At 69.8% G+C, this 13,084-nt stretch carries 13 protein-coding genes; 5 read left to right on the plus strand and 8 right to left on the minus strand.

The genetic code is table 11. The annotated features are described in order from the left end of the window. Positions 1-65: 65 nt before the first annotated feature. The gene (gene ctaE / locus ABCR83_RS21955; protein ID WP_462696827.1) at positions 66-686 is read right to left on the minus strand and encodes an aa3-type cytochrome oxidase subunit III; all 621 of its coding nucleotides are present in this window, start codon (positions 684-686) and stop codon (positions 66-68) included. Positions 687-974: 288 nt separating this feature from the next. On the opposite strand from ctaE, the gene ABCR83_RS21960 reads away from it, so the two are divergent. Beyond that, positions 975-1,376, plus strand: a complete 402-nt coding sequence (locus tag ABCR83_RS21960; RefSeq protein ID WP_462696828.1) for a hypothetical protein — start codon at positions 975-977, stop codon at positions 1,374-1,376. 17 nt (positions 1,377-1,393) lie between these two features. Here the strand turns inward: ABCR83_RS21960 and ABCR83_RS21965 are convergent, their stop codons facing one another. From ABCR83_RS21965 to ctaC, 4 genes are all read right to left on the minus strand, one after another. Then, positions 1,394-2,635: a L,D-transpeptidase gene (locus ABCR83_RS21965; protein WP_462696829.1), complete on the minus strand. Its 1,242-nt coding sequence runs from the start codon at positions 2,633-2,635 to the stop codon at positions 1,394-1,396. A gap of 137 nt (positions 2,636-2,772) precedes the next feature. Further along, a complete protein-coding gene (locus ABCR83_RS21970; RefSeq protein ID WP_462696830.1) occupies positions 2,773-3,171 on the minus strand; it encodes a cytochrome c oxidase subunit 4 in 399 nt (132 codons plus the stop codon). Next, positions 3,168-4,889, minus strand: a complete 1,722-nt coding sequence (gene ctaD, locus ABCR83_RS21975; RefSeq protein ID WP_462696831.1) for an aa3-type cytochrome oxidase subunit I — start codon at positions 4,887-4,889, stop codon at positions 3,168-3,170. Before ctaD ends, ABCR83_RS21970 begins: the two co-directional genes overlap by 4 nt. After that, positions 4,886-5,854 (minus strand): aa3-type cytochrome oxidase subunit II, encoded by a 969-nt coding sequence (gene ctaC / locus ABCR83_RS21980; RefSeq protein ID WP_462696832.1) that lies wholly within the window; start codon positions 5,852-5,854, stop codon positions 4,886-4,888. The genes ctaD and ctaC overlap by 4 nt, the downstream gene beginning before the upstream one ends. A gap of 252 nt (positions 5,855-6,106) precedes the next feature. Between ctaC and ABCR83_RS21985 the strand changes: the two genes are divergently transcribed. Further along, entirely contained in the window at positions 6,107-7,498 is a 1,392-nt protein-coding gene (locus ABCR83_RS21985) for an aminotransferase class V-fold PLP-dependent enzyme (protein WP_462696833.1), read from the plus strand. A gap of 48 nt (positions 7,499-7,546) precedes the next feature. Here ABCR83_RS21985 and ABCR83_RS21990 read toward each other — a convergent pair whose 3' ends face one another. Beyond that, positions 7,547-8,521 carry a carbohydrate kinase family protein gene (locus tag ABCR83_RS21990; RefSeq protein WP_462696834.1) on the minus strand — a complete coding sequence of 325 codons (975 nt, stop codon included), beginning with the start codon at positions 8,519-8,521 and terminating at the stop codon, positions 7,547-7,549. A gap of 155 nt (positions 8,522-8,676) precedes the next feature. Between ABCR83_RS21990 and ABCR83_RS21995 the strand changes: the two genes are divergently transcribed. Further along, positions 8,677-8,886 carry a hypothetical protein gene (locus tag ABCR83_RS21995; RefSeq protein ID WP_462696835.1) on the plus strand — a complete coding sequence of 70 codons (210 nt, stop codon included), beginning with the start codon at positions 8,677-8,679 and terminating at the stop codon, positions 8,884-8,886. Positions 8,887-9,005: 119 nt separating this feature from the next. Beyond that, positions 9,006-10,481: a hypothetical protein gene (locus tag ABCR83_RS22000; RefSeq protein ID WP_462696836.1), complete on the plus strand. Its 1,476-nt coding sequence runs from the start codon at positions 9,006-9,008 to the stop codon at positions 10,479-10,481. Between the two features lie 59 nt (positions 10,482-10,540). Here ABCR83_RS22000 and erpA read toward each other — a convergent pair whose 3' ends face one another. Beyond that, the gene (gene erpA, locus ABCR83_RS22005; RefSeq protein WP_462696837.1) at positions 10,541-10,897 is read right to left on the minus strand and encodes an iron-sulfur cluster insertion protein ErpA; all 357 of its coding nucleotides are present in this window, start codon (positions 10,895-10,897) and stop codon (positions 10,541-10,543) included. A 243-nt stretch (positions 10,898-11,140) separates the two neighbouring features. Here erpA and nadA point away from each other — a divergent pair, with 243 nt between their 5' ends. Beyond that, on the plus strand, positions 11,141-12,319 hold the full coding sequence (nadA, locus tag ABCR83_RS22010; RefSeq protein ID WP_462696838.1) for a quinolinate synthase NadA: 1,179 nt from the start codon (positions 11,141-11,143) through the stop codon (positions 12,317-12,319). Between the two features lie 69 nt (positions 12,320-12,388). On the opposite strand, the gene ABCR83_RS22015 is transcribed toward nadA, so the two are convergent. Continuing rightward, complete coding sequence (locus tag ABCR83_RS22015) at positions 12,389-13,081, minus strand: response regulator (protein ID WP_462696839.1); 693 nt, start codon at positions 13,079-13,081, stop codon at positions 12,389-12,391. Between the last annotated feature and the right edge of the window lie 3 nt (positions 13,082-13,084).

Consider the following 13,084-nt stretch of genomic DNA (forward strand, 5'->3'; position numbering starts at 1 on the left):
TTACCCCGGTGTCAGGATCTTCTGCGTCGATGCGGGACTGTTGGTCCGGTGCGGAACAGGACCGATTACTTGATCAAGTAGATCGTGGCGAAGAGGCCGATCCAGACCACGTCGACGAAGTGCCAGTAGTAGGACACGACGATGGCCGCCGTCGCCTGGTGGTGGGTGAACCTCTTGGCCGCGTACGTCCTGCCCAGGACCAGCAGGAAGGCCATGAGGCCGCCCGTCACATGCAGTCCGTGGAAGCCGGTCGTCAGATAGAACGCCGAGCCGTACGGGTCGGAGGACAGCGAAAGGCCGTCCTTCTTGACCAGGTCGGTGTACTCGAAGATCTGGCCGCCGATGAAGATGGCACCCATCACAAACGTGATCGAGAACCAGGTGCGCAGCTTCTTCACATCACCGCGCTCGGCCGCGAATACACCGAGCTGGCAGGTGAGCGAGGAGAGCACCAGGATCGTGGTGTTCGTCGCCGAGAACGGGACGTTCAGCGACGATGCCATCTCCTTCCAGTGGTCGGCGCCGGTCACCGAACGAAGGGTGAAGTACATCGCGAAGAGGGCCGCGAAGAACATCAGCTCGGAACTCAGCCAGATGATGGTTCCGACGCTGGTGAGGTTCGGTCGATTGACCGAGGGGTGCGCGTGCCCGGTATCTACTGCTGTTGCTGTCGCCACGACCGACATTATGTCGGTCGCTTATCTCGCGCTCACTCCGGGGGGTGCCGTTCGGTGTGTCAAGAGCGTATGCCCTGCTCGTACGGCCCATGGCGAACGTCCCCCAAAGGGGGGAAGCGCGGCTTCCGCGCCACTCTGCGTGCCCTTTCCGAGCCGGTGTTGACGGTCCGTCGGGGGGATCGGGGGTGCTCCGGACCCTCCTCCGGGGCCGCTCCCGCGGAGTAGCATCCCGCGCTGGGGGCACCTCCCAGCGGTAGCTGGGGGAAGTCGCCCCTTGTCGACAAGCCTGGAGGAACGATGCAGCCGACGGCCACGGTGCTGGTCTACAGCGATGACGCGAGCACCCGGGAGCAGGTGCGGCTGGCCGCCGGGCGGCGCCCCGCCGCCGATCTGCCACCGGTGGAGTATCTGGATTGTGCGACGCTGCCCGCCCTGCTGACGGCCCTGGAGGAGCACCGGGTCGATGTGTGCGTGCTGGACGGCGAAACCGCGCCCGCGGGCGGCATGGGGGTGGGCCGGCAGCTCAAGGACGAGGTGTTCCACTGCCCGCCGGTGCTGCTGCTGATGGGCCGCCCGCAGGATGCCTGGCTGGCCACCTGGAGCCGGGCCGACGCCGCGGTGACGCACCCGGTGGACCCGGTGGCCCTGACCGACGCCCTGGCGGGGCTGCTGCGGCAGCGGCTGGCGGTGGACGCGTAGGGCGCGGGTCCGGCCCGTCAGATCCGCGGCCGCAGGCGCGCGGAGTCGGCGGGGGTGGTGCCTTCGCGCTTTCCGGCGGCGAGGGCACTGCCCTCGCGCCACTGCTTCCAGGGCATGTTCCAGTCGCCGAAGCCGTTGTCGAAGGGCGTCATCGTGGCGCCCGCGCTGCCGACGACCTTGACGATGTCTCCGACGCGCACATTGTCGAAGAACCACTTGGCGTTCTCGGTGGACATCCCGGTGCAGCCGTGGCTGACGTTGTCCCACCCCTGCGACCCCTCCGACCAGGGGGCGGCGTGGACGTACTCGCCGCTCCAGGTGACCCGGGTCGCCCAGTAGACCGGCAGGTCGTAGGCGTCCGAACTGCCCTCCGCGATGCCGATGGTCTCCCCGCGCATGCGTACGAAGGATTCCTGGCCGAGAACCACCTTGACTCCATTGCGCGTGGCGTAGCCGGGCTTTCCGGTGGTGACCGGGATGGTGCGGATCTCCTGGCTGTTCTTCAGGACGGACATGTAGTGCCCGGCGGCGTCGGTGATGGCCTCCACCCGGTCGCCGGTGGTCAGCGTCACCGGCTTGGACGGGCCGCCGTAGAGGCCGCCGCCGACCTTGATGCCCTCCAGGGTGGCGCGCACCTCGATGATGGCGTGGGCGGGCCAGTACTCCTGCGGGCGGTAGTGCAGCACCCGGTTGTTCACCCAGTGCCAGGCGCCCTCGACGGCGGGCTGTGACTCGACCCTGAGGGTGCGCTCCACCACGGCGCGCGAGGCGGGGTCCTGGATGGGCGTGCTGAGCTCGGCGGTGATGGGCTGCCCCACGCCGTACTTGCCGCTCTTCGGGCCGAAGGCGACGGTCAGCAGGCGGTTGGCGGCGCCGGTGTCGAAGCCGATGGTGCGGCGCCCCTGGGCGCCGTCCTCGTCCTCGGTGCTGACCCGCACGGTGTAGTGGGCGTTGGCGGCGAGCGCGGCGGTGCTGTGCCAGCGCGATCCGTCGGCGGTCAGCTCACCCGCCAGATAGCGCCCGGTCGCGTCTGTGGCTATGACGTTGGTGATCCGGTCACCGCCGCTCGCCTCCACCTCCAGCGGCTTGCTGGGGTCGGCCTTGCCGCCGTCGTCTATGCCCGCCACCGAGACCTGCTCGGTGGCGTCGTAGGGCGGGTCGGCCAGAGGGTTGGACGAGCCGCACGCGACCGTCAACGCCAACGGGAACAGCAGCAGCGCGCCGCCGAGCACCGTGCGGCGTCGAGGTGAGTGGCTCATGGTCACACCGTAGGGAGGATCCGGGGGCACGGCCTGCGGGGTGACTGCAAATGGGGCATGCGCGGGGTGCCGGAACGCGCCCGGGCCCCGCACACCACGGGGGTGTGCGGGGCCCGGAACAGCCGGTGAGGGCGGTGCTACTGGTTCTGGTTCTCACCACGGTAGAACTCAAACACCCAGCCGAAGAGGCCGACCAGGATCAGCGGGGCCGAGAAGTACATCAGCCACCAGCCCATCGCGATGGCCAGGAAGGCGAACGCGCCACCGATGGCCAGGGACAGCGGCTGCCAGCTGTGCGGGGCGAAGAAGCCCAGCTCTCCGGCGTCGTCCGCGATGTCCGCGTTCTTGTTGTCCTGGGCTCCCGCGTCCACCCGGCGCGCGGTGAACGCCAGGTAGTAGCCGACCATGACGCACAGGCCGAAGGCCAGGAAGAGCGCGGTCGCTCCCGCGGGCTCCTTGGCCCACACGCCATAGACGATCGCCATGGCGAGGATGAAGACGGAGAGCCAGAGGAACATCCGGCCTTGGATCTTCACTTGCCGGCCTCCTTGCCACCCACGAGGGCCTTGTCGGCGAGGTTTTCCTCGAGTTCGAGCGCGGCGATCTCGGGGTGATGCAGGTCGAACGCCGGGGATTCGGAACGGATCCGCGGCAGCGTGAGGAAGTTGTGCCGCGGCGGCGGGCAGGAGGTGGCCCACTCCAGCGAACGGCCGTAGCCCCACGGGTCGTCGACCTCGACCTTCTTGCCGTACTTGGCGGTCTTCCAGACGTTGTAGAAGAACGGCAGTATCGACAGGCCGAGCAGGAACGAGCTGATCGTGGAGATGGTGTTGAGCGTGGTCCAGCCGTCGGCCGCCAGGTAGTCGGCGTAACGGCGCGGCATGCCCTCGGCACCCAGCCAGTGCTGCACCAGGAACGTGCCGTGGAAGCCCACGAACAGCGTCCAGAAGGTGATCTTGCCGAGCCGCTCGTCCAGCATCTTGCCGGTGAACTTCGGCCACCAGAAGTGGAATCCGGCGAACATCGCGAACACCACGGTGCCGAAGATGACGTAGTGGAAGTGCGCGACGACGAAGTAGGAGTCCGAGACGTGGAAGTCCATCGGCGGCGAGGCCAGGATGACACCGGTCAGACCACCGAAGGTGAAGGTGATCAGGAAGCCGACGGCCCACAGCATCGGGGTCTCGAAGGACAGCGAGCCCTTCCACATGGTGCCGATCCAGTTGAAGAACTTCACACCGGTCGGGACCGCGATCAGGAAGGTCATAAAGGAGAAGAACGGCAATAGCACGCCGCCCGTGACATACATGTGGTGCGCCCACACCGTCACCGAGAGACCGGCGATGGCAATCGTCGCCGCGACCAGACCCCAGTAACCGAACAGCGGCTTGCGGGAGAAGACCGGAATGACCTCGGAAATGATGCCGAAGAACGGCAGGGCGATGATGTACACCTCTGGATGCCCGAAGAACCAGAAGAGGTGCTGCCACAGCAGTGCGCCGCCATTTGAGGCGTCGAAGATATGCGCACCGAATTTGCGGTCCGCCTCCAGGGCGAACAGCGCGGCGGCCAGCACCGGGAAGGCGAGCAGGACCAGCACACCGGTCAGCAGGACGTTCCAGCAGAAGATCGGCATGCGGAACATCGTCATGCCGGGGGCGCGCATGCAGATGATGGTGGTGATGAAGTTGACCGAACCGAGGATCGTGCCGAAGCCGGAGAAGGCCAGACCCATGATCCACATGTCGGCGCCGACGCCCGGCGAGAAGGCCTCGCTGGACAGCGGGGCGTAGGCGAACCAGCCGAAGGAGGCCGCACCCTGCGGGGTGAGGAAGCCGGCCACCGCGATCAGCGAGCCGAAGAGGTAGAGCCAGTAGGCGAACATGTTCAGCCGCGGGAACGCCACATCGGGCGCACCGATCTGCAGCGGCATGATCCAGTTCGCGAACCCGGAGAACAGCGGCGTCGCGAACATCAGCAGCATGATCGTGCCATGCATGGTGAATGCCTGGTTGAACTGCTCGTTCGACAGGATCTGGGTGCCGGGACGGGCGAGTTCGGCACGCATCAGCAGCGCCATCACGCCACCGATGCAGAAGAACGCGAACGATGTGACCAGGTAGAGCGTGCCGATGGTCTTGTGGTCGGTGGTGGTCAGCCACTTGACCACCTGGTTGCCTGGTTGCTTGGTGCGTACAGGCGGTGCTGCCGTGGCTGACCCGGCGGCACCCTGGGGTTCGTTGAGGATGCTCACTTGTTCTTGGTCTCCGCGTTCTTCGCGTGATCCGACTGCGCAATGCCCGCCGGCAGATAACCGGTATGGCCCTTCGCCGCCAGCTCCTTCAGGTGCGCCTGGTACCGCTCAGGAGAGACGATCTTGACGTTGAAGAGCATCCGGGAGTGGTCCTGGCCGCAGAGCTCGGCGCACTTGCCCCGGTAGGTGCCCTCCCTGGTCGGGGTCACCGTGAAGCTGTTGGTGTGACCGGGGATGACGTCCTGCTTCATCAGGAACGGCACCACCCAGAAGGAGTGGTTGACATCCCGCGAGGTGAGCACGAACTCGACCGTCTCGCCCTTGGGCAGCCACAGCGTCGGGCCCGGGTTGTTGTTCTGCGGGTTCCGGTCGCCCGGAATGCCGACGTCGTAGACGCCCTCCGCATTGGCCGGCGCCTTCTTCAGGAACCGGTCCGGGATCGCGTTCAGCTCCTTGACCTGGCGCAGCGGCGTGGTGCCCTGCGGCCGGTCCGGAGCGGTCTCCAGGTAGTTGAACGCCCAGCTCCACTGGAAGCCCACCACGTTGACGACGTGCTTCGGCTTCTCGGGGTTGGTCAGCAGCTTGTTCTCATCGCGCGCCGTGAAGTAGAAGAGCACCGACACGATGAGGATCGGTACCACGGTGTACAGCGCCTCGAGCGGCAGGTTGTACCGGGTCTGTACGGGAACCTCGACCTTGCTCCGGCTGCGCCGGTGGAAGATGACGCTCCAGATGATCAGACCCCACACCAGAACGCCGACCGCGAGGGCGGCGGCCCAGGAGCCCTGCCACAGGGAGAGGATCCGCGGCGCCTCTTCCGTGACGGGAGTGGGCATTCCGAGGCGGGGGAAGTCCTTCGATGTGCAACCGGTGGCGGTTGCCAGGACAGCGCCCGCGGCCAGCGCCTGCAGCAGCTTCCGCCGCACCGGGCGCCGCGACGAGCGGTCGGAGCCGTTGGGACTCACGTAGCGCCTTCCCGAGAGTCTCGCCCGCGCGGCCGGCTGCGGCCGTCGGGTCGGTCGCCGGCCCGCTGCGGGCAGGGTTTGGATGTTTATGCGGAGCAAACCCTACTGGACGCTATTTGGGGTCGCGCGGGGAGGGTGCCCAACGCGCCGGACCGCACCCCGAAGGGACGGAATCGAGGGCTCCGTCCCCTGTCCGGCGGATCGTCAGCCCCCGGGCCGCCAGCCGTCACCTGGGGCGTTAGCGTTCGTCACGTGCCCTACTTCGACGCCGCTTCGGCCGCTCCGCTGCACCCCGTCGCCCGCCAGGCGCTGCTCGCCGCACTCGACGAGGGATGGGCCGACCCCGCCCGCCTCTACCGGGAGGGGCGCCGCGCGCGGCTGCTGCTGGACGCGGCGCGCGAGGCGACGGCCGAGGCGGTGGGCTGCCGGCCGGACGAGCTGGTATTCACCCCTTCGGGGACGCGCGCGCTGCACGACGGAATCGCCGGTGCGCTGGCCGGGCGCCGCCGGGTGGGCCGCCACCTGGTGGTGTCCGCCGTGGAGCACTCCGCGGTCCTGCACTCCGCCGAGTCGCTGGAGGCCGCGGGCGGGAGCGTCACCCGGGTGTGTGTGGACCGGACGGGCCGGGTCGGGCCGGGAGAGTATGCGCGGGCGCTGCGTCCGGACACCGCCCTGGCGGTGCTGCAGTCCGCCAACCACGAGGTCGGCACGGAGCAGCCGGTCGCCCAAGTGGCCGGGGAATGCCGGACGGTGGGGGTGCCGCTGCTGGTGGACGCCGCGCAGTCGCTGGGCTGGGGGCCGGTCGACGGGGACTGGTCGCTGCTGGCCGCGAGCGCGCACAAGTGGGGCGGGCCGCCCGGGGTGGGGCTGCTGGCGGTGCGCAAGGGCGTGCGCTTCGCGGCCCAGGGCCCGGCGGACGAACGGGAGTCGGGCCGCTCGCCCGGCTTCCCCAACCTCCCGGCGGTCGTCGCGGCCGCCGCCGCGCTGCGGGCCGTGCGGCAGGAGGCGGCACAGGAGGCCGCGCGGCTGCGGGAGTTGGTGGCGCGGGTACGGGACCGGGTGCCGCGGCTGGTGCCGGATGTGGAGGTGGTCGGCGATCCGGAGCGGCGGCTGCCGCACCTGGTGACCTTCTCCTGCCTGTATGTGGACGGCGAGGCCCTGCTGCACACCCTGGACCGGGCCGGGTTCTCCGTATCGTCCGGTTCGTCGTGTACGTCCAGCACCTTGACGCCCAGCCATGTGCTGCAGGCCATGGGGGTGCTGACGGAGGGCAATGTGCGGGTTTCGCTGCCGCCGGGGACGGCCGAGGCGGATGTCGAGCGGTTCCTGGCGGTGCTGCCCGGTGCGGTCGCCTCGGTGCGCGAGCAGTTGGGGGCGCCTAGGGGGGCGGGGTCCGTGGTTGCCGAGGGCGCCGAGGGCTCGGTGCTGGTGGTGGACGCCCTCGGGAAGCGGTGTCCGATCCCGGTGATCGAGCTGGCGAAGGTGATTGGGGAGGTGCCGGTGGGAGGGCTGGTGCGGGTGCTCTCCGATGACGCGGCGGCTCGGCTGGACATTCCGGCGTGGTGCGAGATGTGCAACCAGGAGTATGCGGGCGAGGAGCCGGCCGAGGGCGGTACCGCGTACCTGGTGCGACGCCTGAGGTGACCGGCCGGGGTGGCATCCCCGCCCCGGCCGGTCACCGGCGGGAGGCCGTCAGCCCAGGCGGGCCTGGACCTCCACCGCCGCCTCGTGGCCGTACGCCTTGGTGAAGCGCTCCATGAAGTGCCCGCGCCGCAGCTCGTACTCCTGAGTGCCCAGCGTCTCGATGACCAGCGTGGCCAGCATGCAGCCGAGCTGGGCGGCGCGCTCCAGGGACAGCTCCCAGACCAGGCCGGCGAGGAAGCCCGCGCGGAAGGCGTCGCCGACGCCGGTCGGGTCGACCTTCGCCTCCTCGTGTGCGGCGCCGACCTCGATCGCCGGCTCGCCGGCCCGTTCGATGCGCACGCCCCGGGAGCCGAGCGTGGTGACCCGGGTGCCGACCTTGGTGAGGATCTCGTCCCCGGTCCAGCCGGTCTTGGACTCGGTGAGCGCCTTCTCGTACTCGTTGGTGAACAGATAGGTGGCGCCGTCGATCAGCCGGCGGATCTCCTCGCCGTCCATGCGGGCGAGCTGCTGGGAGGGGTCGGCCGCGAACGGGATGCCGCGGGCCCGGCACTCCTCGGTGTGGCGGACCATCGCCTCGGGGTCGTCGGCCCCGATGAGCACCAGGTCGAGGCCGCCGACCCGGTCGGCGACGGGCCGCAGTTCGATCAGGCGGGCCTCGCTCATCGCGCCGGTGTAGAAGGAGGCGATCTGGTTGTGGTCGGTGTCCGTGGTGCAGACGAAGCGCGCGGTGTGCAGGACCTCGGAGATGTGCACCGAGGCGGTGTCCACCCCATGCCGGTCGAGCCAGGCGCGGTAGTCGGCGAAGTCCTGGCCGGCGGCGCCGACCAGGATGGGGCGCAGGCCGAGCACGCCCATTCCGAAGCAGATGTTGGGGCCGACGCCGCCCCGGCGGACGTCCAGGTCGTCCACCAGGAAGGAGAGGGACACCGTGTGCAGCTGGTCCGCCACGAGCTGATCGGCGAAACGGCCGGGAAAGGTCATCAGGTGGTCGGTGGCAATGGAGCCGGTGACAGCGATTCGCACGGGGGTCTGCTCCCAGCGGGGTGAGGTGACAGATTTCAGAAACGGGCCGGACGGGAAAAGCCGTCTCACGTTACAGGGTCGGCTCACCAGGAGTGGCTGGATCTACCGGATAGTAGGCCTTTCTCTGGGAAGCCCCCGATGAGTACGGTGCGAATATGCCGAATTCCGTGCAGCACCCCGCTCCCGCCGTCGCCGAACCGGAGTCGCTGGCCGACCTGCGCAGGGACTGTGCCCGGATGGCACCGCACTGGGCGGTCCCGGCGGACGCTCCACAGGGCCGGACATCGCCCTCGCTGATTCACGGGGTCTCGGTGCCCGCCCGGTCGGCGCGGCTGCTCGACGGTATGTCGGAGTACGGCGACTGAGTCACCGCCCGGGCTTCGCGGAACACTGGAACCGCTCGCTCCCGCACTCCGTCCAACCGGCGCCCCTGTCACGGGGGATGGATCGGTACACACATGGAGCGCGGTGAAGGAGCGATGCGGTGGGCACCGAGGGCGGCACTCCCGGCAAACGGTGGCGGAAGCACTCGCCGCCGGTGGTCGCATCGGTCGTGGCGGCGGTGCTGCTGGCCGGCGGTGGCGGCGCGTACTGGGCGTCGACGGCCGGGGGCGGCGATTCCGCGAGCCCGCCGGGGGCGGCCGGGGGAACCCCGCCCCCGCTGGCCCTGGACGACCGGGGCACCGGCGGCCCGCCGGGCATCGCGGTGGGTGAGCCGGACCCCAACGGCGTGCGCTACCGGGCCGTGGGGAAACTGCCGGACGGGCCGCGCAGCGCCCCGGTGTACCTGTCCGGGCGCGAGGTGTCACAGAGCGATGTGGCGGCGCTGGCCAAGGTGCTCGGGGTGCCCGGCACGCCCCGGCTGGTGGCGGAGGTGTGGACGGTGGGCGGTGCGCCCGACGCCGCCGGGCCGACGCTGCAGGTGAGCCGGAAGGGGCCGGGCAACTGGTCGTACTCCCGGTATGGCGTGCCCGGTGGCAAGCCGTGTGTGCATCCGCCGGGCGCCGGTCCGCGGACGAAACCGGACGCGCCGTGTCCGTCGTTCCGGGACCGTCCCGGCGGCTCGGATCCGGCGGCGGCCCGGCCGGTGTCGGAGGAGAAGGCGAAGAGCGCCGCCCTCCCGGTGCTCAAGGCGGTCGGTCAGGACGGCGCGAAGCTGGACGCGCACCGGGTCTTCGGGGCGGTACGGCTGGTGACGGCCGACCCGGTGCTGGGCTCGGTGCCCACCTATGGCTGGCAGACCGGCCTCCAGATCGCCGCGGACGGCAAACTCGCCGGGGGCGGCGGGCAGTTGCTGATGCCCGGGAAGGGCGCCGGGTATCCGCTGATCTCGGCGAGCCGGGCGCTGGACGAGCTCAACAAGGGCGCCGGGACCGGGCATCCGGCCATCGGGGGCTGTGCGACGGCCGTTCCCCTGGCCGAGGGCGACCCCCGGGCCCCGGCCGGCTTCCCCTGCGCCCGGCGGGTGCGGCAGGATCCGGTGCCGGTGCGGGATGCGTCGTTCGCGCTGGCCCAGTACGCGGTCGGGGGGCGGCCCGCCCTGGTGCCGTCCTGGCTGTTCACCGTGCAGGTCCCCGGTACGCCGGGCACGGACGGCACGGTCACCGTCACCCAGCCCGCGGTGGACCCGAAGTACCTTGCCGGGCCGGGCTCCCCGCCGGCGGCCGGCGGCCGCCCGTCCGGGTCGCCGCGCACCACGGCGACCCGGGTGACCTCGTACGACGTGGACGGCAACAAGCTCACCCTGCACTTCTGGGGCGGGGTGTGCGAGGACTACTCCGCCTCCTCCCGGCAGTCCCCGGCCGCGGTGACGGTCAAGGTCACCGGCACGGAGAAGGAGCCGGGGCGTCCCTGTGTGCTGATGGCCAAGTGGTTCGAGCAGGAGGTGAGGCTGGACCGGGCACTGGACGGGCGGAAGGTCGTGGACTCCGCGACCGGTGGGACCGTGCCGAAGCAGTGAACGCGTGAGGAGGGGCACCCCGGCCGGGGTGCCCCTCCTCACGCTCTGGTGAAACGCGCTTAGTTGAAGGAGTCGCCGCAGGCGCAGGAGCCGGTGGCGTTGGGGTTGTCGATGGTGAAGCCCTGCTTCTCGATGGTGTCGACAAAGTCGATGGAGGCGCCGCCCAGGTACGGGGCGCTCATCCGGTCGGTGACGACCTTGACGCCGTCGAACTCCTTCACCACATCGCCGTCGAGCGAACGCTCGTCGAAGAAGAGCTGGTAGCGCAGACCGGAGCAGCCGCCGGGCTGGACGGCGACGCGCAGGGCGAGGTCGTCACGGCCTTCCTGCTCCAGCAGGCTCTTGACCTTGGCGGCCGCGGCGTCGGACAGGAGGATGCCGTCGCTCACAGTGGTCTTCTCGTCCTGAACGGACATCTGCTTCACTCCCGGGTTTTGTGCGGACTGCTTGCCCTCGGCTGCAACCGGCGGCGCCCCGGATTCATTCCGGGTTCGCGCGTGACTTCCGCCTTTTATGCTCGCACACCCGCTCCCGGAACGGGAATGCGTCACATCGACGCAATGGACATCGTCAAACTGACATGAAGCGGTTATGATAAATAACGTCAAATTGACGACAAGGCCCCATCGGCCGTCCGCAGAACAGAAAGGGTGCGTGTCGTGACCACCGCCCAGTCCTTGGATGTCCAGCCCACCCCCCTCGCCCTCCTGCTGCTGGGCCGGGAATCCGACCCCCGGAGCGAGCGGGGCGTCGAATGTCCGGGCGACCTGCCGGCGCCTTCCGACCCTGACCTGGTGGAACGGGCCCGCGCGGCCAAGGCCAAGCTCGGGGACAAGGTCTTCATCCTCGGCCACCACTACCAGCGCGACGAGGTCATCGAGTTCGCGGACGTCACCGGCGACTCCTTCAAGCTCGCCCGGGACGCGGCCGCCCGGCCCGACGCCGAGTACATCGTCTTCTGCGGTGTGCACTTCATGGCCGAGTCGGCCGACATCCTGACCACGGACGGCCAGCAGGTCGTCCTGCCGGACCTGGCGGCGGGCTGCTCGATGGCCGACATGGCCACCGCGGAGCAGGTCGCCGAGTGCTGGGACGTACTGACCGAAGCGGGGGTGGCCGAAGTCACCGTCCCCGTCTCGTATATGAACTCCTCCGCGGACATCAAGGCGTTCACCGGCAAGCACGGTGGCACCATCTGCACCTCCTCCAATGCCCAGCGCGCGCTCAACTGGGCTTTTGAGCAGGGGGAGAAGGTACTGTTCCTCCCCGACCAGCACCTCGGGCGCAACACCGCCGTACGCGACCTGGGCATGTCCCTGGACGACTGCGTGGTCTACAACCCGCACAAGCCGGGCGGCGGGCTGACGGCCGAGCAGCTGCGCGACGCCAAGATGATTCTGTGGCGCGGCCATTGCTCGGTGCACGGGCGGTTCTCGCTGGACTCCGTGCGCGAGGTGCGCGAGCGCATACCGGGGGTCAATGTGCTGGTGCACCCCGAATGCCGGCACGAGGTGGTGGCCGCCGCGGACCAGGTCGGTTCCACGGAGTACATCATCAGGACCCTGGAAGCCGCGCCCGCCGGGACCAAGTGGGCCATCGGCACCGAGCTCAACCTGGTGCGGCGGCTGGCGAACCGTTTCGCCGATCAGGGCAAGGAGATCGTCTTCCTCGACCGGACGGTCTGCTTCTGCTCGACCATGAACCGGATCGATCTGCCGCATCTGGTGTGGGCGTTGGAGTCGCTGGCCGAAGGCAAGGTGGTCAACCGGATCCAGGTCGATGCGGAGGTGGCGGGCTTCTCCCGGCTCGCGCTGGAGCGGATGCTGGCACTGCCGTAGGGGATGGTGCGGTGCGGCTCCGCCGCGCGGCGGAGCCGCACCGGCGCGTCGGGTCCGGAGCCGTGACCGCTACCCTCTGGGCCGCACCAGCCCCGACTCGTAAGCGGTCACGACCAGTTGGGCACGGTCACGGGCCCCCAGCTTGGCCATCGCGCGGTTGACGTGCGTCTTGACCGTCAGCGGGCTGACCGCGAGCCGCTCGCCGATCTCGTCGTTCGACAGGCCCCCGGCCACCAGCACCAGCACCTCCCGCTCCCGCCCCGTGAGCACATCGAGCCGGGCCGCGCCCCGGCCCGGCCCGCCCGGCCACGGGCCGTCGCCCTGGGCCAGGAAGCTGGCGATCAGGCCCTTGGTCGCCGCGGGCGACAGCAGCGCCTCGCCCGCGGCCGCGATCCGGATCGCGGCGAGCAGATCCTCGGGCTCGGCGCCCTTGCCCAGGAAGCCGCAGGCGCCCGCGCGCAGCGACTGCACCACATACTCGTCGACCTCGAAGGTCGTCAGCATCACCACATGCACACCGGCGAGTTCGGGGTCGGCGCAGATCTCCCGGGTCGCGGCCAGACCGTCCATGCCCGGCATCCGGATGTCCATCAGGACCACATCGGGCGCCTCGGCCCGGGCCAGCCGAACCGCCTCGGCGCCGTCCGCGGCCTCCCCCACCACGCGCATGCCGGGCTCGGAGTTCACCAGCACCCGGAACGCACTGCGTAACAGCGCCTGGTCGTCGGCGAGGAGAACGCGGATACAGGGCTCGTCCGTCATGAG

It is taken from the genome of Streptomyces xingningensis (assembly GCF_054957865.1).